Origin of the sequence: Erythrobacter sp. HI0063, assembly GCF_001635685.1 — a bacterium.
GTDB lineage: Bacteria > Pseudomonadota > Alphaproteobacteria > Sphingomonadales > Sphingomonadaceae > Qipengyuania.
Genome location: NZ_LWFF01000067.1, coordinates 1 through 22,171, shown reverse-complemented (window position 1 = coordinate 22,171; position 22,171 = coordinate 1). Strand labels below are relative to the sequence as shown.

17 protein-coding genes are annotated in these 22,171 nt (G+C 63.4%); 5 read left to right on the top strand and 12 right to left on the bottom strand.

Annotation, left to right across the window (positions count from 1 at the left end):
* Nucleotides 1-115 precede the first annotated feature (115 nt).
* On the bottom strand, nt 116-928 hold the full coding sequence (locus A3736_RS17815; RefSeq protein WP_233999204.1) for a hypothetical protein: 813 nt from the start codon (nt 926-928) through the stop codon (nt 116-118).
* Nucleotides 929-1,135: 207 nt separating this feature from the next.
* On the opposite strand from A3736_RS17815, the gene A3736_RS03370 reads away from it, so the two are divergent.
* Nucleotides 1,136-1,621: a pyridoxamine 5'-phosphate oxidase family protein gene (locus A3736_RS03370; protein WP_067679234.1), complete on the top strand. Its 486-nt coding sequence runs from the start codon at nt 1,136-1,138 to the stop codon at nt 1,619-1,621.
* Nucleotides 1,622-1,691: 70 nt separating this feature from the next.
* Here the strand turns inward: A3736_RS03370 and A3736_RS03365 are convergent, their stop codons facing one another.
* Nucleotides 1,692-3,269 (bottom strand): amino acid permease, encoded by a 1,578-nt coding sequence (locus A3736_RS03365; protein WP_067679231.1) that lies wholly within the window; start codon nt 3,267-3,269, stop codon nt 1,692-1,694.
* A gap of 102 nt (nt 3,270-3,371) precedes the next feature.
* Nucleotides 3,372-4,778 (bottom strand): sodium-dependent transporter, encoded by a 1,407-nt coding sequence (locus A3736_RS03360; RefSeq protein ID WP_067679228.1) that lies wholly within the window; start codon nt 4,776-4,778, stop codon nt 3,372-3,374.
* 159 nt (nt 4,779-4,937) lie between these two features.
* Between A3736_RS03360 and panB the strand changes: the two genes are divergently transcribed.
* Complete coding sequence (gene panB / locus A3736_RS03355) at nt 4,938-5,810, top strand: 3-methyl-2-oxobutanoate hydroxymethyltransferase (RefSeq protein ID WP_067679225.1); 873 nt, start codon at nt 4,938-4,940, stop codon at nt 5,808-5,810.
* Nucleotides 5,811-5,836: 26 nt separating this feature from the next.
* Nucleotides 5,837-6,916 (top strand): DUF475 domain-containing protein, encoded by a 1,080-nt coding sequence (locus tag A3736_RS03350; protein WP_067679222.1) that lies wholly within the window; start codon nt 5,837-5,839, stop codon nt 6,914-6,916.
* On the opposite strand, the gene A3736_RS03345 is transcribed toward A3736_RS03350, so the two are convergent.
* The 7 genes from A3736_RS03345 to A3736_RS03315 all read right to left on the bottom strand — a co-directional run bounded on the left by A3736_RS03345 (nt 6,894) and on the right by A3736_RS03315 (nt 16,430).
* Nucleotides 6,894-7,859, bottom strand: coding sequence for a bile acid:sodium symporter family protein (locus A3736_RS03345; protein ID WP_067679210.1), 966 nt, complete (start codon nt 7,857-7,859; stop codon nt 6,894-6,896). The two genes, A3736_RS03350 and A3736_RS03345, sit on opposite strands and share 23 nt — an antisense overlap.
* Before the next feature lie 45 nt (nt 7,860-7,904).
* Nucleotides 7,905-9,671, bottom strand: coding sequence for a tetratricopeptide repeat protein (locus tag A3736_RS03340; protein WP_067679207.1), 1,767 nt, complete (start codon nt 9,669-9,671; stop codon nt 7,905-7,907).
* Nucleotides 9,655-11,025, bottom strand: a complete 1,371-nt coding sequence (gene prsR, locus A3736_RS03335; RefSeq protein ID WP_067679204.1) for a PEP-CTERM-box response regulator transcription factor — start codon at nt 11,023-11,025, stop codon at nt 9,655-9,657. The genes A3736_RS03340 and prsR overlap by 17 nt, the downstream gene beginning before the upstream one ends.
* Nucleotides 11,022-13,124 carry an XrtA/PEP-CTERM system histidine kinase PrsK gene (gene prsK, locus A3736_RS03330; protein WP_067679201.1) on the bottom strand — a complete coding sequence of 701 codons (2,103 nt, stop codon included), beginning with the start codon at nt 13,122-13,124 and terminating at the stop codon, nt 11,022-11,024. Before prsK ends, prsR begins: the two co-directional genes overlap by 4 nt.
* Complete coding sequence (locus tag A3736_RS03325; protein ID WP_067679198.1) at nt 13,125-14,510, bottom strand: TIGR03013 family XrtA/PEP-CTERM system glycosyltransferase; 1,386 nt, start codon at nt 14,508-14,510, stop codon at nt 13,125-13,127.
* Nucleotides 14,511-14,691: 181 nt separating this feature from the next.
* Nucleotides 14,692-14,970: a hypothetical protein gene (locus A3736_RS03320; protein WP_067679195.1), complete on the bottom strand. Its 279-nt coding sequence runs from the start codon at nt 14,968-14,970 to the stop codon at nt 14,692-14,694.
* 35 nt (nt 14,971-15,005) lie between these two features.
* On the bottom strand, nt 15,006-16,430 hold the full coding sequence (locus A3736_RS03315) for a short-chain fatty acyl-CoA regulator family protein (protein WP_067679192.1): 1,425 nt from the start codon (nt 16,428-16,430) through the stop codon (nt 15,006-15,008).
* A gap of 132 nt (nt 16,431-16,562) precedes the next feature.
* On the opposite strand from A3736_RS03315, the gene A3736_RS03310 reads away from it, so the two are divergent.
* Together A3736_RS03310 and A3736_RS03305 are read left to right on the top strand one after the other, a co-directional pair.
* Nucleotides 16,563-18,161: an isocitrate lyase gene (locus A3736_RS03310; RefSeq protein ID WP_067679189.1), complete on the top strand. Its 1,599-nt coding sequence runs from the start codon at nt 16,563-16,565 to the stop codon at nt 18,159-18,161.
* Nucleotides 18,162-18,258: 97 nt separating this feature from the next.
* Entirely contained in the window at nt 18,259-18,441 is a 183-nt protein-coding gene (locus A3736_RS03305) for a hypothetical protein (RefSeq protein WP_067679186.1), read from the top strand.
* Nucleotides 18,442-18,516: 75 nt separating this feature from the next.
* Here the strand turns inward: A3736_RS03305 and A3736_RS03300 are convergent, their stop codons facing one another.
* Both A3736_RS03300 and A3736_RS03295 read right to left on the bottom strand, forming a co-directional pair.
* Nucleotides 18,517-19,848, bottom strand: a complete 1,332-nt coding sequence (locus A3736_RS03300; protein ID WP_067679183.1) for an amidohydrolase — start codon at nt 19,846-19,848, stop codon at nt 18,517-18,519.
* Between the two features lie 236 nt (nt 19,849-20,084).
* Nucleotides 20,085-21,884, bottom strand: a complete 1,800-nt coding sequence (locus tag A3736_RS03295) for an SLC13 family permease (protein WP_067679180.1) — start codon at nt 21,882-21,884, stop codon at nt 20,085-20,087.
* Between the last annotated feature and the right edge of the window lie 287 nt (nt 21,885-22,171).

Genomic DNA, 22,171 nt, shown 5'->3' with positions numbered 1-22,171 from the left:
CGGCAATCAGGACGCGCGGCTGGGTATTATCCTCATCCTCATGCGCAAGCCGCCAGCGATCCATCGCCAGCGCCGGGAGCCAGAGGGACAGGATGCGGCGGGCCATTTGCATCGCTCATGCCGGGAAGGCCGGAGCCTTGCAGGATGCCTGCTCGAAAGGCGCGTGCTCCTTCGAAGGTGCCTCGAACGACCGGGCAGCCAGACGCCGCCCGCCATCGCCCAGCACCCATTCGCCCGGCCGGTGTCCGCGCGCACGGAACAATTCCGCATGCCAGGCAGGCGTGCCGGGGGCCTGGGGGTTCCAGCGTGGCTCGGGAGAAGGTGCGGAGGCGACATTCCAGCGCATCCGGGCAGAAGACAGATCGCGCCGGGCGTCGAGCCGGACGAGATACAGCGGCACGCCATGGCGCTCCGCCGCCAGAGTGAGGCGGCGCGAGGCGGTAAAATCGAGCGCGCGCGGATTGCCCAGCATCTCTCCGATAACGAAAGCGATATCGCGGCATCGCACCCCTTCTTCCAACGCGAACAGCGCATCTTCGGGCGTGTCGGCGAGGACGTGGATCACCCGGTGGCGCACGTCTTCGGGCAGGCCGGGGCGGTAGGGTCGGCCCACGAGCCGTGCGGCCTCGCGCATCTGTACCCACAGGACCGCGCGGCGATCCTCCGCCTCGCACCCTTCGGGCCGCGGCGTGTTGCGCCAGTCGTCGAGCGCGAGAGCGAGCGCGGCGGCGGCCCCGCTGCCATCCCCCGATGGAGCGAAAATCTCGCTATGGCAGGGGGCCGCGCTCCCTTGCGCCGTCAGTCCCGGCCGCCAGCGCGACGAACGCTCGTGCCCCAGCGCCGCCGCGCCGACGGTACAGCCGACACGCGTGACATCGAGCGGCATGGTCGGCCGGGTATCGGTTTTCGATCGGGGGTCGGTGGACATAGGGGCACCAGTGAAAACAGGGCATGGACAGGGAAACGACTCGTTCGTTCTCTTTATGTTCCATACTGCACGGATTCGCAATCCGCCCCCGGCACCTCTCCACAACCGACCGGGCACCATCCCGCCGCTCGACCGTTCCCCCAGCAACCGCCGGTTTTTTTTAAAAAAGGCGCGGCACACTCTCAACGCGACAAGGAGCGCATCGATATGAAGCACGCAGAAGGCAATCCCGACGAGCTCAAGACCAAATTCTGGAAGGCCCTGGCCGATTCCTCCTTCCTGTTTTTGCAGAACCGCAACGACAGCAGCAGCGCGGTGCCGATGGCTCCGCAGCTCGACAAGGACGCCAACAGCTCGATCTGGTTCTTCACCCACGACAAGAGCGACTTCAAGGATGGCGGCCCCGCAGTCGCAACCTTCGAAAGCAAGGGCCACGACCTGTTCGCCCGCTTCGACGGTCACTTGGTACGCGAAACCAGCAAGGAACGCTTCGACCAGTTCTGGAGCAATTTCGTCGAAGCCTGGTACGAGGGTGGCAAGGACGATCCGCACATCGTTTTCCTGCGCATGGACCTCGGCAAGGCGGAAATCTGGGATGGCGATATGAGCCTGCTCAACACCGCCAAAATGGCGCTGGGCATGTATGTCCATGACGAGGCTGAAGAAAAGCACGTCAAGCAGGCTTCGCTCTAAGCGGCTAACGCCTATAACGAAAAAGGGCCGCCCCACCGGGCGGCCCTTTTTCGTTATGGCTTCGGCCCTGTCAGGCTTTCGGCGCGTCGATCGGGACGATCTTCTCCTCACCCCCGATCTCGTCCACCACCTCGACCACGCCCTGTCCCATCTGGCTGCGCGACCGGCTGTAACCGAAATAGACCACCAGCCCGATGGCACCCCAGATCGGCAGCACCAGGATCGCGATCAGCGGCAGGTTGAGATAGAGGAACAGGCACCCGATCAGCGTCAGCGGAGCCACGACCCAGACTGCAGGCATGCGGAAGCTGCGATGGCGATGCGGGTCCTTCACGCGCAGAACCATGGCGGCGACCGCCACCATTAAGAAGGCGTAGAGCGTGCCTGCATTGGCGTAATCCGCCAACAGACCCACCGGCATGAACGCCGCGCCCAGCGCCACGATCAGGCCTGTTATCATGGTGACGACGTGGGGCGTCTTCCATTTGGGATGCACCGTGCTCAACCGTTCGGGCAGCAGCCCGTCGCGGCTCATCACGAAGAAGATGCGGGTCTGCGCAAAGATCAGCACCAGGATGACCGAAGGCAGGGCGAGGAAGGCCGCGATGCCGAGCACGTTGCCGATCCCCGAAAAGCCGATCTGACGCAGGACATGGGCCAGCGCCTCGTCCGAACAGACCAGCGCGCCGGAATAGGCCGGCAGGGCGCATTGCCGCGCCAGCTCTTCCGATCCCGCCGGGAAGGGAATACCACCCGGCCCCATGATCGGCTGTCCGCCGATCGTCCCGATCGCCCCCGCCGCGACGAGGATGTAGAACACGGTGCAGAACAGCAGCGAACCGATCAGGCCGATCGGAACGTTCCTCTGCGGATTCTTGGTTTCCTCCGCCGCGGTCGAGACTGCATCGAAGCCCACGTAAGCGAAGAAGATCGTCGCCGCCGCGCCCACCGCGCCGAGCCCTGAGCCGAACCCGCCGAACACGCCGGCGGGCAAAAACGGATTGAAGCGCGCGACGTCGAATTCGGGGCTGGTCAGCGTCAGGGCGATGAACAGGGTCAGCGCCGTCACCTTGATCGCGACTAGGATCGCATTGACCTTGGCGCTTTCGCTCGTGCCCACCATCAGAAGCCAGGTGACCAGCATCGCGATCACCAGGGCAGGCAGGTTGATGAACCCGCCCGGCGCACCGCCCAAGGCCAGCGGCCCTGCCGCCAGCCAGGGTGGCAGGGTTATGCCGAGAAATTCATTGAGGATCGTGCCCGAGAAATAGCCCGACCAGCCCACCGAAACCGCGCTCGCCGCGACGGCGTATTCGAGGATCAGCGCCCAGCCCACCGTCCAGGCGAGGAATTCGCCGACCGAAGCGTAGCTGTAGGTATAGGCCGATCCCGCCACCGGGATCATCGAGGCGACCTCGGCATAGCACAGCGCCGCCACGATGCAGACCGCACCTGCAATGGCGAAAGCGAGCATCAGGCCCGGTCCCGCCTTTTGAGCGCCTGCCGCCGTCAGCACGAAAATACCCGTGCCGATAATGCAGCCGATGCCGAACAGCATCAATTGGAGGCCGCCCAGTGTCCGGTGCAGCGCCTTCTTCTCCGCCGTCGCCAGAATGGCGTCGAGCGGTTTCACTCTGTCGAAAATCATATGGACCGCTAAGCCCCCCAGGCCCGCAGCAGGACAATCCCACTCAGCCAGCCGGAAGCGTGCGATTTATTCCCGAAATGACGTTCGCAAAAGCGAAATCTGTCACTCGCCGATAATCGATGGGAAGATTCCTACGATCAGGATCACGATCAAGGCCAGCGGGCACGCCCAGCGCACCAGGAACAGCCAGAAATGGTGCAACCCGCCGGACAGGCCGTTCTCGCTATCGATCAGGCGGCGCGAGGCGACCCAGCCGACGAACAGGGAGGTCAGGATCGCTCCTACCGGCATCAGGATGCGGCTGGTCAGCGTGTCGAGGATCGAAAACGTGTCCTGCCCGTCGAACAGGGCGATATCGGACAGGACCGGCACCGGCTGCCCCCAGAACCAGGCCGCGAATCCGCCCAGGACCAGGGCGCCGCCGGAGACGATGCCGGTTGCGATCGGGCGCGGCATACGGAAACGGTCCTTGAACCACGCCGTCGGAGCTTCGAGCAGGGAGATCGAACTGGTCAGGGCGGCGAAGAACACCATGACGAAGAAAAGCAGCCCGATGACCGAACCGAAAGGAATGTCCTGAAACGCCCGCGGCAGGCTCTGAAACATGAGGCCCGGACCGGCATTGGCTTCCAGCCCGGCGGCGAACACGATCGGGAAGATGCACAGCCCGGCCAGCAGGGCTACCGCCGAATCGGCTCCGGCGATAATTCCCGAAGTACCGGCCAGATTGACGTCGCGCCCGACATAGGCGCCATACGTCATCATGCCCGCGACGCCGAGCGAGAGTGAGAAGAACGCCTGGCCCACTGCGGCAAGCATGACCGGCCCGGTCAGCGCGGAGAAGTTCACTGTGAAGAGATAGGATACCGCTTCTTCAAATCCGCCGGTGAAGGAACCGTAGATCGTGATCGCGACGAACAGGATGAAGAAGGCGGGCATCAACCATGTCGCCACCCATTCGATTCCCCCCGAAACGCCGCGCGCGACGAAATAGAGCGTTATCGCCAGAAAGGCGACGTGAAGGCCGAGCATGAGCGCGCCATTGCCGAACAGATTCGGCAGCAAGGCTTCGACTTCGGCGGGATCGCGCCCTTCGAAAGCACCGCCGATCAGGCCGCTGGTGAATATGTCGCTGAGGAAAACGCCGATGTAATACAGCACCCAGCCCCCTACGACGCAGTAGAAGCTGAGGACCAGAAACGCGCCGAGCACGCCGATATCGGCCAGGAAGGCCCAGCGCGTCGATTTGCCGCTTTCAGCCGCGACCCTGCGCACGCTCTCGGGCGCGTTGGACTGACCGTGTCTGCCGATCAGCACTTCGGACAGCAGGACCGGCAAGCCGATCAGCAGCACGCACAGCAAATAGAACATCACGAAGGCACCGCCGCCATTGGCCCCGGCTTCGGCCGGAAAACGCCACATGTTGCCGAGCCCGACAGCCGAACCCACCGCAGCCAAAACGAATGCTCGGCGTGAGGACCAACCCTCGCCCGTGGTGTTGGCGACCATGTATCATTTCTCCCCGGAACTATTGCTATGTGCGTCGAATGCGCTGTCCTTCGGCTGCATTTGCACGGAAATGCGCCGATGTCCAAATCCGATGCGCGCCGGACCGTGACATTATCGTGATATTTTGCCTTATCGCCCCGCGCGGTTTAGGGGCGCGTCATGTCCACCACCTTTCAGATCGACACCTCCACCAGCCGCGCCAATCCCACGCCCGCGCCGATGAAGCGGCTGACCGTGCCGAAGATCCGCGCACGCAAGACCGATGGCGAGAGTGGCGAGCCGCTGGTGATGCTGACCGCCTATACCGCGCGGCAGGCGCAGCTGCTCGACAGCCATTGCGACCTCTTGCTGGTGGGGGATTCGCTCGCGCAGGTGATTTACGGCCTGCCCTCCACCATTCCCGTCACGCTCGACATGATGGCCAATCATGCCGCCGCCGTGGTGCGCGGCAGCTATCACGCGGTGGTCGTGGTCGACATGCCGTTCGGCTCCTACGAAGCGTCGAAGGAACAGGCCTTCGAAAGCGCGGCGATGTTGCTGAAGCAAAGCGGCGCGGCGGCAGTGAAGCTGGAAGGCGGGGCACAGATGGCCGAAACGGTCGCCTTCCTGACCCAGCGCGGCATTCCGGTGATGGGCCATGTCGGCCTGACGCCCCAGGCGGTGAACGTGCTGGGCGGCTATGCCGCGCGCGGGCGCAGCGATGCGGAGGCCGACAAGATCGTCGGCGATGCAAAGGCGCTGGACGATGCGGGTGCCTTCGCCATCGTGATCGAGGGCGTGGTCGAGCCCATCGCCATCGCCGCGACCGAAGCGGTATCCTGCCCCACGATCGGCATCGGCGCCTCGGCCCGCTGCGACGGTCAGGTGCTGGTGGCCGAAGACATGTTGGGCATGTTCGAACGCGTGCCGCGCTTCGTGAAGAAATACGAGGATCTGGCCGGCATCATCGAGAAGACGGCCGCGAAATACGCCGAGGAAGTGCGCGCGCGCCGCTTCCCGAGCGAAGACCAGACCTATCAGCCCAAGGCCTGAGCGGCCCCTTCAGGACTACCCCTTCGATGCAAACACTGATGCAGCATTATCGCGGTTCGCTGATCTTCACGGCCATCTGTCTGGCACTCGGCGTCTGGCTCGGCTTCGAGCAGGGCCAGGGCTGGGTCGGCATGCTGGAACTGATGTGGATCGTGGTGGTCCTCTCGATCCTCGAAATCTCGCTGTCCTTCGACAATGCGGTCGTCAACGCCACGGTGCTGCGCGACATGAGCGAGAAGTGGCAGTGGCGCTTCCTCACCTGGGGTATCGCAATCGCGGTGTTCGGCATGCGGATCGTCTTCCCGCTCGCCATCGTGGCGATCGCGGCCAATCTGGGGCCGATCGACGCGCTGAACCTCTCGCTGAACGATCCCGAACGCTACGAGGCGATCGTCAGCGGCGCCCATATCGGCATTGCCGGATTCGGCGGTGCCTTCCTGACGATGGTGGGCCTCAACTTCTTTTTCGACGCCGACAAGGACGTTCACTGGATCGCAGTGATCGAGCGATTCCTGGTCAAGGTTTCGGTGGTGAAGGCGGCTGAAATCGGCCTCCTTCTGCTGGCGCTCTATCTCATCTCGCTGATGCTGAACGATGCCGATGCCCTGACCTTCCTCGTCGCGGGCATTCTCGGCCTCGTGACGTACCTGGTCGTCGACGCGATCGGCACTCTGCTCGACCGCGCGGACCAGAAGAAGATGGCCGAAGGCGCGGTGCGTTCGGGTCTGGGCGGCTTCCTCTATCTCGAAGTGCTCGATGCGAGCTTCTCGTTCGACGGGGTGATCGGGGCCTTCGCGCTCACCAACAACATGCTCGTCATCGCATTGGGTCTGTCGATCGGGGCGATGTTCGTGCGATCGATGACGATCCATCTGGTGCGCGCGGGCACGCTGGCCCAGTACCGTTATCTCGAAAACGGTGCGTTCTGGGCGATCATCGTGCTGGGTGCTATCATGCTGCTGAGCGCAGTGTTCCACATCCCCGAAACGATTACTGGACTCTTGGGCGCGACGCTGATCGGCATCTCGCTCTACTGGTCGATCCGGCACAATCGCAAATATGGCGATAGCGAGGCCGAAGCCGTCACTCTGCCTCCGTCCGCCTGAGCCGCTCCGCCACCGGCGCCGCGACCACCAGCTGGAACAGGTGGTAGAGTAGCAGCGGCACGACCACGAAGCCGGCGATGTCGGGTGCGAACAGGATCGTCGCGAGTGGAACGCCGACCGCCGCGCTCTTCTGCGCGCCCGCGAACAGGAAGGAGACGCGGTCCTTGTGCGGCAGGTGGAGGGCCCCGCCCAAAACCCAGGCGCCGATATTGGCGGCGAGCAGAAACGCGGCGACGAGTCCTGCCAGCACAACCCAGCCCAAAGAATCGACCCGGCCCCAGATATTCTGTTCGACCGCGCCGGAAAACGCGACATAGACGGCCAGCGCGATCACGAAGCGGTCGATCCATATAATCTTGGGCTGATGGCGCGCGATGAGTTGCTTGGTCCACCCCTGTACCAATTGCCCGATCGCAAACGGAAGCAGCAGGATCAGCGCGATCCGCTCCGCCGTCTCCCATCCAATGGCGCCTTCGCCCGATCCCCCCAACAGGATGAAGATCGGCACGGTCACGAACACGCCGAGGATGTTGAGCAGGGCCGCCGAGATGACCGACATGCCGACATTGCCATGCGCGATCGAGGTGTAGGATGTCGCGGACTGGACGGTGGATGGAAGGGCGCCGAGATAGAGAAAGCCGACCGCAATCATCGGCGGCAAAAGCCCGGCACCCAGTTTTTCCATGCCCCATCCGACCACCGCCATACCGACGAAGACCCACAGGATCAGCGGGATGAGGAAGCGCCAATTGCGCAGGCCGCGCGCGATCTCGCTACGCGCGATCCGCATGCCGTTGAGCAGGAACAGCACGAACACCGCCGCATTGGCCACGCCTGTCGCGATCGGCTGCCCCGCTTCTCCCACCGGCAGGAACGCGGCGAGCGCAACGGCCCCGGCCAGCAGTTTGAGCATCGGGTCGGACAAGACGGAGCGCAGAGCCATGGGAAGGCCCCTGCCTCGCACCGCATCGCTTGTCGAGCCGCAGCGTCAGCGAAGGCGTGCGAGCCGGGCCTGAAGCCGCTGGCGCAGGGAGTCGTCATCCGTCGTGGCGATAACGGCCCTGATCGCAGGCGCGTAAAGCGGCTGAATGTAATACGCGCGGTAGGCAAATTCGCGTGCATCCTCGGCCTCGCCCGATCGACGCGCAATCTCGCTACGCAGCGTCAGCACGGCGGGATCGCGATCCGCCCCATGCGCCAGCGCGCTGTCGAGCATCGCGGCCGCACGCTGCAGCTCGCCATTTCGTGCCAGCCAATCGCCATACAGCGCCGCCGCCATCGGTTCGCGCGTACCGCCCGCCAGGAACGCCCGGAGAGTGGCGCGCGCTGCCGCCTGATTGCCGATCCGCTGATAGGCCGCGATCAGCCGCTTCACGAGCGGCCAGTCCATCCGCACCTGCCCGGCCTGACGATAGGCAGCGATGGCCGCCTGGGTCTCGCCATTGGCGAGCAGCGCATCACCCAGCAGGTTCTGCGCGTCGCTCGATCCCGGCATCCGGCGTGCGAAAAGGCGAGCCTTTTGCGCAGCATACTCCGCCTGCCCGGTCGGCAGCACCGCCCTCAGATAATCGCGCAGCATCCGACCTGTGCGCACATCGGCATAGCGGACCGCTTCGAGAGGCCGCACGCCGGGCAGTGGAGTTAGCGCGAGATTGGTCGGCCGGGCAGCGGCGTCGAGAAATATCGCCGCCTCCTCACGCCGATTGAGCGTTTCGAGCGCCCGGCCTACCAAGGTCTTGATATACGGATCGGATCGCGCGGCCTGCCGCTTGAACCTGGCCACCAGCTCGCGCTCTCCTCCGCTCATCGAAAGCGCCTTGGCGAGAAGTTGAGCGACCTGGCGATTGTCCGGCTGGATCGCGGCGAGCCGATCGAAGGATTGCGCCGCACTGGCGTAATGGCCGACTTCCAGATCGAGGATACCACCCAGCATCTGGCCTGCGGGCATTTCGCGATCCTCAACGGGGGCCCGCAGATAGAGGTCGCGGGCCAGCGCAAAATTTCCCCCGCGGGCGGCGATGACCGCCTGAAGATAAAGCAGGCGCGGTGCCTTCGGCGCGATTTGCGCAACGTCCCTCAGAATGGCGAGCGCTTCCTTGGCACGGCCGATTTCGCCCAGAGAAGCCGAATAATCCGTCATCAGAACAGGATCGCCAGGTTTCACCTCGAGCGCCCGTTCTAGCCAGGGCAGAGCGGCGGCCGGGCCGAACGCGTCGCGAACGAGCTGGGCGCGGAATTGCAGGGCGGCGGCATTTTGCGGGTCAAGCGAAAGCGCGCGATCCGCTGCTTCGATGGCCTGCACCTGCTCGCCGCCGCGATAGCGCAAATGGCCGATATCGACCCAAAGATTCGCATCGTCCGGCGCGACCGCCAAGGCGCGATCGAACGCGGCTCCGGCGGATGGCAGATTGCCCTCACGGATTTCCAGGCGTCCCAGCATGCGATAGCCATGCAAGGCCGTTGCAGGCGAGAAGCCATCCGGTTGCAACCAGCGCCGTGCCTTCGCGAGATCTCCCTGGATGAGTGCGGCTTCTCCCAGATAGGCGGCCAGATCTTCGGGCGCGCTCTGCGTTTCCAGCAAAGCGCGCAAATCCTCCTCGGCGGCTATTCCATCGCCCCGGGCAAGCGCCTGTTGCGCCCGCTCGAAGCCGGATGGCGCAGGGGCCGGATCGGCGCATCCAGCCAGCGCGCCCAGAATCCCGAAGGTGCAGAAAACGGCCAGCAGGCGCCGCCGGATGTCAGGGCTGAAGATCATACTGCTTGAGGAGATCGTAGAGCGTGGGGCGACTGATCCCAAGCAGCTTTGCACTGCTGGAAATATTGCCTTCGCTGCGCGCCAGAGCGCGGCGGATGACCTTGCGATCGGCTCGCTCACGCGCGGATTTGAGATTGAGCGGCAATTCGGAGCTCTCGCCATCGGCTCCGTCGAAATCGAGATCCTCGGCAGTGACCAATTTCGCATCCGCCATGATGACTGCGCGCTTCACGCGGTTTTCGAGTTCGCGAACATTGCCCGGCCAGGCCCATTCGTCGATCGCAGCCAGCGCGTCGGCCGCAAATCCCTTCACGGCGGGATTCATCTTCGCAGCAAAGCGAGCCAGAAAAGCCTTCGCCAGCAGCACCGCGTCCCCGGTCCGTTCCGCCAGCGCCGGAATTTTCACCACGATTTCGGCCAGACGATAGAACAGGTCTTCGCGAAACGTGCCATCCGCGATCATCCGATCGAGATCCTGGTGCGTCGCGCACACAATCCGCGTATCGACGGCAATCGCCTTGCGGCCACCGATGCGCTCGATCGTACGTTCCTGCAGGAACCGCAGCAGTTTGACTTGCAGGGCGAGCGGAATGTCGCCGACCTCGTCGAGGAAGAGCGTTCCGCCATCGGCCTGCTCGATCTTGCCTTCCACGGTTCGGATCGCGCCGGTAAACGCGCCCTTCTCGTGACCGAACAATTCGCTTTCCAGCAGCGTTTCCGGAATGGCGGCGCAGTTTATGGCGATGAAGGGCCTTGCAGCGCGATTGCTGCGTTCGTGCAGACCTTTTGCAAGCAGTTCCTTACCCGTTCCGCTGGCCCCGAGCAGCATGACGGATGCGTCGGTCTCGGCAACGCGCTCGATCATGCGCACCACTTTGAGCATTTCGGGTGCGGCGGTGATCATGGTGCCGAGCACGGTGCGATCCGAACCGACGCTTGACGCCAGGCGACGGTTCTCGGCCTCGATCCGATGCAGACCGAAAGCGCGCCGCACGATCAGGCCCAATTCGTCGATATCGACCGGCTTGGCGTAGAAATCGTAGGCTCCGCGATCGATCGCCTGCAGCGCGCTTTCGCGCGCATCGTGGCCGCTGGCGACGATGACCTTGGTATCGGGCTTCATGGCCATGATCGCATCGAGCACGGCGAAGCCTTCGCTGGTTCCATCCGGATCCGGCGGAAGACCGAGATCCAGTGTCACCACCGCCGGCGAGTGCAGTCGCAGGGCTGCGAGGGCTTCCTCGCGATCGGTCGCCTGAACGACCTCGAAATCTTCGTAAGCCCATTTAAGCTGCGCCTGCAGACCGCTATCGTCCTCGACGACGAGCAATTTGGGTTTCTGCGGTATTGTCATGCCGCACTCTCGTGCAGTCGGTCTGCATCGTTCATCAGGGTTTCCAGATCCGCGATCGGGAAATCCATGGTGAAACGGGTGCCGACGCCTTCGCGGCTTTCGACATCGAGCCTGCCGCCCATGCCGCGTATGGCTGCCTGCGCCTCATGCGCGCCAATGCCGAAGCCGCCGGATTTCGTCGAAACGAAGGGACGGAACAATTCGTTGCGGATGAATTGCGCGCTCATCCCTTCGCCCGAATCCGCGATCGAGACCGAACAGCGAAGCCCGTCATTGCGGGTCTCGATCCGAACCGGAGTTCCTGATGCGCTCGCATCGATGGCATTCTGCGCGAGATGCGCGATCGCCTGTTCGAGCGTTTCGCTATCGCCCATGACCGGACAGGGGCCGTTATCCGAGAACTGGATGGTGTGCTGCGCACGCAGACGTTGGGCTATCCTGCGCGTCAGTTTCGCAAGGTCGATCCGCTCGCTGGCGCTGGTCGTGTGCGCGCCATAACGGCCCAGCCTCGCGATCAGAGCGTCGAGCTTGTCGGTGCTGTTGCGCAACGTCGTCAACATATCCTTGCGGAATTCGGGGTTGTCGGCGTGGCGTTCGGCGTTGCGGACCAGCAGGCCCATCTGGCTCGACAGATTTTTGACGTCGTGCATCACGAAGGCGATCCGGCGATTGAATTCATCGAACCGGCCCACTTCCTCCAGGGCTTCCTGCCCGGCTTGCTCCGCAAGATAACTGGCCACCTGGCAGCCCGCGATGCCGAGAAGATCGTAATCCTCCCAATCGAGCCCGCGATTCTGCGCCGGGCGAGCCAGAACGACGAGGCCGACGAGCCGATTGCGAAGAACGAGCGGAATACCCGCCCAGGCGCGCACATCCTCGACAAGCCATTGCGGTACATGCTCCGCTTCCCCGCCATGGGAAATACCGTGTCGCACCTCGTCGAATTCGAGAATGAACCGAGTCTGTTCGAGAATACGCACCAGCGCGAGCGGAGCGGCTGGCGTGGGAACATCGGCGTCGGGCCAGTTCCACTCGCTTTCCAGGCGCAGAACGCCGTCCGCATCCGGAGTGAACAGCAAGCCACCGGGACTATCGGCGATGTCGGCCAATGACTGGATCGCTCGCTGCTTCAATCCCTGTCCTGAAGCGCGTTCTCGCCCGATCGTCTCGGTGAAACGAATCCATTCGCTGCGATAATCGTAGCGATGGCGGAAAAGATGCTTCAGCACCAAAACCCGCACCTTGCGTCGCCACGCTTGCGAGGGAAGCCACAAAATGGCCAGAGCCGCAGCGCCGAGCAGAAAGGCGACTTGCACGACGCGGCTCACATCGCCCGGCATCGCCAGGAATTGGCGCGATGCGAAAACCAGGACGACGACGAAAGCGCCAAAGGCCATCAGAACGATGCATTGCAGCGTAAATTCGCGCGAGGGACGCAAGCGCAGAGCGGTCGTGGCCGTCGATGCCGAACGGGCGAAACCGATCGCAACCATCAAGGCAAGCGACAGAGCCACAAGCGGACGCAGACCTTCGAGCACCGCATGTGTATCCGACGTCAACCATCTCGCGAGATGGTAATTCAGCGCGAAGCCCCACCACAGGACAAGGCCACCAGCACTCCAGGCGATGACTCCGCGATGCGCTGAATTCGTCTTGGCAACGAGATCGTGCAACAGAACCAGCGTACCCAGAGACAACAGAACGCGAAGGAGAGCGACCGTATGTGTGGCCGATCCACCAAAAACGTCGTCGAAGCGAAGCAGCAGTAGCGGGGCCTGCAGCAGCTCGACGAAGGCCAGCACGGTCACGACCGTTCGTACCGAAAGCAGCCCTGCGTTGCGCCTGTCGATCGCGAAAAGGCGGTAGAGGACGAAGATCCAAAGAAGATTGCGGATTATGCCGATCCCCTGCACCGCGGGATAAGAGGATCCGAGCGCGGCCGAGGCTCCGCACCAGATGGCCGTGATTGTCAGTGCAGCGATGCTGGCCGTGCGATCGGGGCGGCGAAGAGACCCGATCCGCGCGACAGCGACAGCTGCCATCGCACATCCGAGGGCAGCGATCGCATAAGCGAGGAAGAACAGCACCCCCTCCAGCATTTAACGCGCCCCGTCCGGCCAGAGGACCACGCGAACGGTCTGGAGGAGGATCAGGAGATCGAGGAAGGGGGAGTAGTTCTTGGCGTAATAGAGATCATATTCGAGCTTCTGGCGAGCATCCTCGGTCGACGCGCCATAGGGGTAGTTGATCTGCGCCCAACCGGTGATGCCCGGCTTCACCATGTGCCTTTCGGCGTAATAGGGCAGCAGATTTTCCAGTTGCGAGACGAATTGCGGACGCTCCGGGCGCGGGCCGACGAAGCTCATCTCCCCTTTCAGAACGCTCCACGCCTGAGGGATCTCGTCGATCCGCACCGTGCGGATGATGCGCCCGATACGGGTTACGCGGGGATCGTTCTCACTGGCCCATTTAGGCCCGTCCTTTTCAGCATCCTGCCGCATCGATCGCAGCTTCACGACGTCGAAATGCTGCCCGTAAAGCCCGACCCGCGTCTGGCGGTAGAACACCGGGCCCGGGCTTTCGAGTTTGATGAGAATCGCGAACAGCACCAGCACCGGGAAGGCCAGCACGAGCAGGAGGAGGCTCACGACGACGTCGAAAATGCGCTTCGAAATCGAGGACAGGAACTGGGTCGAGGAGAATCCGTCGGAAAAGATCAGCCAGCTGGGATTGAGCGTGTCGAGATCCACCCGTCCGGTCTCGCGTTCGATGAAACCGCTGAAATCGATCACATGGAGACCGCGTGTCTTGACGCGCAGTAGGTCTTTGACCGGCAGGGAATTTCGCCGCTCCTCCAGCGCCAGAACGACCTCGCTGGCGCCGATATCATCGACGAAGCGGCCGAAATCGGTGATGGAGCCACGTGGGCGAGCGTCGGGCACCACCGGCTCGGCGTCATTCATGGCGATAAAGCCTGCCACGCGAAAGCTCCCGCCCTTGCGGCGTGCCAGCGCCCTGATCCGCTCCGCCCGCGTTCCCGCGCCGAGCACGAGAACGCTTCGCTGGAAGGTCGAAGTCCCCAGCATCGGCCCCAGGATCAGCCGGTTGAGAACCAGAAGCAGAATTGCGATCGCCATCGCGTAGAGCAGAACCGAGCGCCAGAAGGTCTCCCCCTGCATCACGAAATCGAGCAACGACACCCCAATGACGCCTAGGCTGACTGCGACGAGAAGCCGTGCAACGGCGAAGCGCATCGAACGGAGCGCTTCGGCACCGTAGCTTCCAACCCCGATCAGCGCCGTCATCACGATCGCTGCGAAAACGAGTATGGCGACCGCCCGTTCAGCGAAAGGCTGGCTGCCCGCGCCGATCTGATAGATGCGCAAATCCCACGCCAATTCGCCCGCCAGAATCAACAGGGCGAAATCGACGATGCCGAGCAGGATTACGGCATGGGATACGTAGTGTTTGAAAACTCTGATCATCGTTCGATCGCGAAGGTCGCTCCGGCTTGGGCCCCGTGCCTGGGGCTGTCCTATAGATCGAAGCGATGAACTGTCGGTAAACTTTACACCGAACTCCAGCCCTCGACCTCCCGACGCCTGAAACGCAGAACGGGGCCGCCGGTCGCCCCAACAGCCCCGTTCGGATCAGGATCGGCGAAGTTTACTCGCCGTTGACGGCATCCTGTGCCGCATCGCCCACCTGGTTCGCGGCTTCGCCCACTTGGTTCGCCGCATCAGCGACTGCGTTGTCCTTGGCGATTTCCGCGCCGCTTTGCTGCGTGAAGAACCACACGCCGACCGCGACGAGCAGCACGAGCACGAGCAGAAGCGCGATCTTGCCACCCCCGCCGCCCCCGCCGCGCGTGTCGTGGGTCACAGTCGTATGGGTGTTGCCCTGCGGATCGGTGGTGCGGGTTTCAGTGATACGGTCATCGGCCATGTCTTATTCCCTGAAGCAATTGAGCCCTGAATTATTCAGCCTCTAACGTCGTTTTCTGAACCGGGTTCCCCGCTGCGCGCGAATTCGAACGGGGTCGCGCTGTGCTGCAGTGGGTCGAACGCCAACGCGCGCCCGCGCGGAGGAAAAGAGCGCTGACGGCAATCGGCGACGAAGCAGCCGCGACAGCCCGGACCTATCCAGTCCGCTTCTTCCTGTCGGAGCGAATGACCGCGCGCCTGCGCCAGTTCTCCGGCCAGTCCCGCATCGATGCCCAGCACAATGGAAAAGCGCGACTCACCCTGTCCGCCGCTGGCACCGACGATCCGGGCCATCGTAAACCAGTGGGATGGGCCTGCCCCGCCTGCGCCACCGGGTTGCAACCTTACCGATTGGCACAGGAGTTCCGAAGGCCGTTCGAACGCGCGGGCCGCGATCCAGAGAGGGCATGAATGTTCGCCTTCGAGAAAGGTCGCAACGCTCGCGCCCGCGAAACGCTTCGAAATCTGGCCCGCCCGGTCGATCCGCGCCATGAAGAAAGGCAGCCCGCGCTGACCGACCCGTTGCAACGTCGTCAGCCGATGGGCCAGCTGTTCGAAGCTTACGCCGAACCGGCGTTGTAGGACGGGCAGATCGTACCCGGTCGCATCGCAGGCGCGCAGGAAGCGACCATAGGGCATGATCAGAGCTGCGGCGACATAGGCATCAATATGGCGCGCGAAGAAGCGGCGTGCCGTCTCGTCCTCGAACGACGCGCCCTTGGCAAGCGCGTCGATGTCCTGGCGCATTTCGAGCCGGGCGAGTTGGAGAGCCAGCTGGAAAACGCGCGATTCCGGGCCGAGCATTTCCGACAGCTGTATCTGACGCGCATGCAGATCGAGGCGGCGGCGGGCATCGGGAAGGACTTCGCGCGGCAGGATGCGGACCGAAAGCTGATGCCGTTCGCGCAGGCGCTCGGTCAGCGCGGTCCCGATATCGCCCCGGCTGAGACGCATCTCGTCGGCGAGATGTTCGGCCGCGCTGTCGAGGTCGGCGAAATGGTTGCGCCAACGTTCGATTTCGCGGCGCGAGGCGACCAGCGGATCGTCGCGCTCGGCTGCGGCGCGCGGTGCGTTGTCGTAAAGGCGCGCGAGCGCAGCAGCGGCGTGCGGCGCGGCGGAGAGCAATTCGTCGACCTCTTCGCGATCGATCGCGAGGTCCGAAAAGCGCTCGTCGGCTAGACGCCGCATTAGTCCATCGACGCCGCCGATGCTCTCGTCTTCGCGCAGGGTTCGCGGATCGAAGGCGAACACTTCGACCAGTTTCACCATCACGCGCGCGCTGACGGGCCGCCGGTTGCGCTCAAGCAGATTGAGATAGCTTGCCGAGATATCGAGGCGGGTCGCCATGGCCCCTTGTGTCAATCCTTCGCGCTTGCGCAGGCGGCGGAGGGCGGGTCCGGCAAACAGAGACTGATCGGCCATTTGTAAATTACCTTACAACTTTACAGGCGATCATGGCTGAACGCGCTCACCATCACAAGATAGTTTGTAAGTTTTTCTCGTTTTCCCGCCGCAGGGATGGCATCTCGATCCTCACAGACACCGGAGCAGACCATGACCTACCAGAATTCGATCCAGTCCATCGACAAGACCATTCAGCAGAATGGCGCGCCCTGGAATGCCATCGACAGCGAGAGCGTTGCTCGTATGCGCCAGCAGAACCGCTTCCCCACCGGGCTCGACATCGCACGTTACACCGCGAAGATCATGCGCCAGGACATGGAAGCATATGATGCCGATCCGGCCGCCTACACCCAATCGCTGGGTTGCTGGCACGGGTTCATCGCGCAGCAGAAGATGATCTCGATCAAAAAGCATTTCGGCAGCACGAAGCAGCGTTACCTCTATCTTTCGGGCTGGATGGTCGCCGCTCTGCGCAGCGAATTCGGGCCCCTGCCCGACCAGTCGATGCACGAGAAGACCAGCGTGCCTGCCCTGATCGAGGAACTTTACACCTTCCTCAAGCAGGCCGATGCGCGCGAACTGGGCGGCCTGTTCCGCGAACTCGATGCGGCGCGCGAAAAGGGCGACGAGGTCGAAGCGCAGCGCATCCAGCACGCGATCGACAATTACGAGACGCATGTCGTGCCGATCATCGCCGATATCGATGCCGGGTTCGGCAATGCCGAGGCGACCTACCTCCTCGCCAAGAAGATGATCGAGGCAGGCGCCTGCGCGCTCCAGATCGAGAACCAGGTGTCCGACGAAAAGCAGTGCGGCCACCAGGACGGCAAGGTCACCGTGCCGCACGAGGACTTCCACCAGAAGATCCGCGCCATCCGCTATGCCTTCATGGAAATGGGCGTCGAGGACGGGATCATCGTGGCGCGTACCGACTCGCTCGGTGCCGGGCTGACCAAGCAGATCGCCTACAGCACCGAGCCGGGCGATCTGGGCGACCAGTACAACGCCTTTCTCGATTGCGATGAGGTCGATCCCGCCAACATCACCAACGGCCAGGTCTTTATCAGCCGCGATGGCAAGCTGATGACGCCCAAGCGCCTGCCCAGCAATCTCTACCAGTTCCGCTCCGGAACGGGCGAGGACCGCTGCGTGCTCGACTGCATCACCGCGCTCCAGAACGGGGCCGACCTGCTGTGGATCGAGACCGAGAAGCCGCATATCGGCCAGATCGGCGGGATGGTGAACCGTATCCGCGAAGTGATCCCGAACGCGAAGCTGGTCTACAACAACTCGCCCAGCTTCAACTGGACGCTGAACTTCCGCCAGCAGGTGTACGATGCCTGGGCCGAGGAAGGTAAGGATCTCTCCGCCTATGATCGCGATCGCCTGATGAGCGTGGATTACGATGGCACCGATCTGGCCCAGGAAGCCGACGAGCGCATCCGCACCTTCCAGAAGGACGCGGCGCGCGAGGCGGGAATCTTCCATCACCTGATCACTCTGCCGACCTACCACACGGCGGCGCTCAGCACCGACAACCTCGCCAAGCGCTATTTCGGCGAGGAAGGCATGCTCGGCTACGTCAAGCAGGTGCAGCGCGAGGAAATCCGCCAGGGTATCGCCTGCGTGAAGCACCAGAACATGGCCGGCTCCGACATCGGGGACGATCACAAGGAATACTTTGCCGGCGAAGCGGCCCTGAAGGCCGGCGGCAAGGACAACACGATGAACCAATTCGAGGCTGCCTGACCGGCAGACCCGGGGAACCAATTCGAGGCTGCCTGACCGGCAGCCTCGGAGGACCAGTTCGAGGCTGCATAAGCCGGGGAGCGAAAGGATGACCACTATGACACAAGAAGCGCCCAAGACGGAACCAGGCCGCGCCCGCGCCCTGTTCTCGACCGCCGATTTCCGCCTGCTGCGTGCCGCGCTTACGAGCCATGCCCGCCAGACCGAGGATCGTGAGGAACTGGCGAAGATAAACGCCCTGCACCACCGCCTCGGCACCTACGTGCCCGACGCTGGCTAAAACCCTTTCAAAATTTCTCCTGGGGAGGAGAAAGCGGCCGTCGGAGCGACCCCAAGCGCTCCGGCGGCCGTTACTTTATCCGCGCGGCATCAGGTCCATCGCAGCACCTGCCAGCGCTTCCGCCCCGGTGGCGATCACGGCTTCCGCATCGGGTGCCCAATAAGGCGAATGCAGCGAAGGCAGAGGCGTGCCATCTTCCTTCAAGGCCTGAAGCATCGGCGCGGGCGTACCGCTGATCCAGAAGATCATCGATTCCACATCGTCCGGCGCGGCGCGGCGGAACTGGCTGAAATCCTCGCCCCCCATCACGGCTGGCCATTCCATCACCCGCTCCTCGCCAAACCGTTCGCGAAAAGCGGCGGCGCGCGCTTGCGTGAAATCGGGATCGTTGAAGGTGGACGGGGTGTAGGGATCCTCCACCGTCACCACCGGCATCAGCTCTTCCGGCAGACCCGCCGTCATCGCGGCGCCGCGCGCCACGCGCCGGATACCGTCGAGCAGCAGCGTGCGGCTCTCGTCCGAATAGCTGCGCACCGTCAGCTGCAGCTTCGCCTCGTCCGAAATGATGTTGTGCTTGGCGCCGGAATGAAAGCTGCCGACGGTAATCACCGCCGGATCGAGCGGCGAGCTGTTGCGGCTGACGATGGTCTGGAACTGCATGACCATATTGCTCGCCAGCACGATCGGATCGACGGTTGTGTGCGGATAGGCACCATGGCCGCCCACCCCCTTCACGGTGATATCGACGCTGTCCACATTGGCGAGCGCATAGCCTGGCGTGTAGCCGATCGTTCCGGCAGGAGCCGGAGCGGCGGCGTCATGGAAAGCCAGCGCGTAATCGGGCTTGGGGAAGCGCGTATATAACCCGTCCTCCAGCATGGCGAGTGCGCCCAGCCCCAGCTCCTCGGCGGGCTGCAGCACCATGACGAGCGTGCCTTGCCACTGATCCTTGTGATCGACCAGCTGCTGCGCCGCGCCTATAAATCCGGCCATATGGGTGTCGTGCCCGCAGGCATGCATGACGCCTGTAGTCACGCCGCTCGCGGGCGTCGCCACGACTTCGGACGCGAAGGGCAACCCGGTCTGTTCGACCACGGGAAGCCCGTCCATATCGGCGCGCAGCAGCACGGTCGGCCCCTCGCCATTCTTCATGACGGACACGACCCCGGTCCGGCCCACGCCTTCGGTCACCTCAAAGCCGAGATCGCGCATTCGCTTGGCCAGCTTGGCAGCGGTCTTATGCTCTTCGAAGCTCAATTCCGGGTTGGCGTGGAGATCGCGGTAAAGCTCCATCAGTTCGGGCATGTCCTCAGCCACCCCGGCGCGCAGATCCTGCGCCGCAGCCGCACCGGGAGCGACCAGCGCGAGCGCTGCGATCCCGGCGAAGAGTGTTCCGTTCAGTTTCATGCCCCTGTTCCTTTCGCTTGCAAGTCGGCCCGTTGACACGGTTTGCCCCGCGCACACTTCTTCAACCTGTTTAAATCAAACGCTAATATCGATTTTCCGTGACTTTCGACGCCCGCCCATTCCCCATGCAATTTCGACGCAGCGAGCCGAAGCCGATGCCCGATCCTATGCCGAAACCGGGCATGTAGGAAAGCGAAACCGGTGCCGAAAACCTCGCCTCCCTACAGACGCGCGCCCTACAATCCGTAGACCACCTGCAAACTGACCGACAGCGCCGTCACCATGATGAGCACCAGCGGCACCCCCGTCTTGACGTAATCGCCGAAAGCATAACCCCCTTCGGCCATAATAAGCATGTTGGTCTGATAGGCGATAGGCGTGGCGTAACACAGATTGCAGCCGAACAGCACGGCCAGCACCAGCGGTTCGGCAGGCAGGCCCAACTGGCTGGCGATGGCGAAGGCGATGGGCGTGCCGACGGTGGCGGCGGTCGCGTTGCTGGCGAAATTGGTCAGCACGGTCACGAACAACATGATCGCAGCGAGTGTCATGGCGGGCGACAGATATTGCAGCCCGTAGGACAGCACCTGCCCCAGCCACAAAGCCGCTCCGCTGTCGTCGATCAGGCGGCCGAGCGCGATGCTCGCCGCGATCAGGACGATGACCTGCGCCGACAGGGCCCGGCCCACCCGGTCGAACTTGACGCAACCGGTTAGGAACATGGCGATCGCACCGGCGAGGGCCGAAATCGCGATCGGCAGCAATCCGATCGATGCCGCGCCGACCGAAACGCCCATGATCCCTGCCGCCAGGATCCTTTTTGAACGGCGCGGCAGCTCGCGCTTGCCTTCCAGCGTCAGCAGGCTGTCCCCGCTCGCAAAGGCCTGCAATTCCTCCGACATGCCCATGACGAGCAGGACATCGCCTTCCGCGATGCGCAGATCGCCCGCATCGGTGAACCGGTTCTTCTCGCCCAGCAGGCGATCGGGGCGATGAATGCCGATCACTGCCACGCCGTAAAGGTCGGCAATGCCCGAGCTCGGCAAGGTGCGATTGATGAGGCGCGAATCCGCCGTGACGGTCATTTCGACCACCGAGATATCCTCGCGCGTATCGCTCGCCTTGCGGCGGATGCGGTCGATCACCCAGCTGGGCGCCGCATCGCCTCGCAGCACGCGCATCGCTTCCTCGATCGCGGCATGCGTCCCCGTCATGCGCAGGCGCGATTGCGGACGCAGCAAGCCGCGCGGCACATCGTGAAATTCGATATCGGCAGGCAGGCGCGACGCGATTTCGGCAAGCGGGCGGCCGTTGAGGGGGGAATCCTCCGATACGCGCAGCCGCGTTTCGAACCGGCGCAGGGCAGCGGCCTCGATCACGCGATTGTCCCCCAGCATGCGCGGCATCACCAGCCAGACGTAAGGCAGCGCCACGAGCGATGCCGCCAGCACGATGGGCGTGAAATGGAACACGCCCATCTGCGGCATGCCGAGATCGACCGCGATCGAGACGACGAGAATATTGGTCGAGGTTCCGATCGTCGTCGCCAGCCCGCCCATCAGCGATGCAGCGTTGAGCGGAATCAGAGTCTTCGAGGCGGGAAGTGCGCCGCGCTGCGCCAGCGCGACGAAAATCGGCAGCAACAGCACCAGAACCGGCGTGTTGTTGACGCCCATCGACAGGAAGAAGGTGACCACCAGCGAAAACAGCAGGCCGAGCTGAAGATTGATCTTGAAAAGGCGTTCGAGAAAGCGCGCCGCCGGCTCCAGCGCGCCGGTGACGACGAGACCCCGCCCCATGATCATAAGGGCGCAGATCGTTATCAGCGCGTAATGGCCGAAGCCGCCGAAGGCGAGCACCAGCCCGTCGGTCGGGCTGGTCCCGTCGAGCGGGAAGAAATACAGGCCCACCGCGATCGCTGCGATGGTGAGCAGAGACACGATCTCGACCGACAGCCGTCCGCGCGCGAAGCCGACGAACATCGCGATGGTGACCGCCATGGCGGCGATGGCATGGAAGGAAGGGATACCCGGCATTGCTCGCGACGGTGGATCACAGGCGCGCGCAGCGATTGCAAGAGATTAAGCTTCGGTGGTGCGGAAGTTCCGCGCAGCGCGGTGGCGCATGACCGCGCTCAAGTAGCGCGCGGCGCGGTAGCGCAGAAAAAACCCGCTCAGGCAGAGAAGCGATAGCGGCTTAAATCCAGCGCTCATGCAGCGCAGCGGTAGCGCTACAGGAATGGTAATCCAGCGCTCATGCAGCGCAGCGGTAGCGCTACAGGAATGGTAATCCAGCGCTCATGCAGCGCAGCGGTAGCGCTACA

Bases quoted from the DNA above. Each gene is read 5' to 3' on its own strand.
- A3736_RS03320 (WP_067679195.1), bottom strand. From the start codon at position 14,970: ATGGCCGATGACCGTATCACTGAAACCCGCACCACCGATCCGCAGGGC.
- A3736_RS03315 (WP_067679192.1), bottom strand. From the start codon at position 16,430: ATGGCCGATCAGTCTCTGTTTGCCGGACCCGCCCTCCGCCGCCTGCGC.
- A3736_RS03370 (WP_067679234.1), top strand. From the start codon at position 1,136: ATGAAGCACGCAGAAGGCAATCCCGACGAGCTCAAGACCAAATTCTGG.
- A3736_RS03325 (WP_067679198.1), bottom strand. From the start codon at position 14,510: ATGATCAGAGTTTTCAAACACTACGTATCCCATGCCGTAATCCTGCTC.
- A3736_RS03310 (WP_067679189.1), top strand. From the start codon at position 16,563: ATGACCTACCAGAATTCGATCCAGTCCATCGACAAGACCATTCAGCAG.
- prsR (WP_067679204.1), bottom strand. From the start codon at position 11,025: ATGACAATACCGCAGAAACCCAAATTGCTCGTCGTCGAGGACGATAGC.
- A3736_RS03295 (WP_067679180.1), bottom strand. From the start codon at position 21,884: ATGCCGGGTATCCCTTCCTTCCATGCCATCGCCGCCATGGCGGTCACC.
- A3736_RS03300 (WP_067679183.1), bottom strand. From the start codon at position 19,848: ATGAAACTGAACGGAACACTCTTCGCCGGGATCGCAGCGCTCGCGCTG.
- A3736_RS03350 (WP_067679222.1), top strand. From the start codon at position 5,837: ATGCAAACACTGATGCAGCATTATCGCGGTTCGCTGATCTTCACGGCC.
- A3736_RS03345 (WP_067679210.1), bottom strand. From the start codon at position 7,859: ATGGCTCTGCGCTCCGTCTTGTCCGACCCGATGCTCAAACTGCTGGCC.
- panB (WP_067679225.1), top strand. From the start codon at position 4,938: ATGTCCACCACCTTTCAGATCGACACCTCCACCAGCCGCGCCAATCCC.
- prsK (WP_067679201.1), bottom strand. From the start codon at position 13,124: ATGCTGGAGGGGGTGCTGTTCTTCCTCGCTTATGCGATCGCTGCCCTC.
- A3736_RS03305 (WP_067679186.1), top strand. From the start codon at position 18,259: ATGACACAAGAAGCGCCCAAGACGGAACCAGGCCGCGCCCGCGCCCTG.
- A3736_RS03365 (WP_067679231.1), bottom strand. From the start codon at position 3,269: ATGATTTTCGACAGAGTGAAACCGCTCGACGCCATTCTGGCGACGGCG.
- A3736_RS17815 (WP_233999204.1), bottom strand. From the start codon at position 928: ATGTCCACCGACCCCCGATCGAAAACCGATACCCGGCCGACCATGCCG.
- A3736_RS03340 (WP_067679207.1), bottom strand. From the start codon at position 9,671: ATGATCTTCAGCCCTGACATCCGGCGGCGCCTGCTGGCCGTTTTCTGC.
- A3736_RS03360 (WP_067679228.1), bottom strand. From the start codon at position 4,778: ATGGTCGCCAACACCACGGGCGAGGGTTGGTCCTCACGCCGAGCATTC.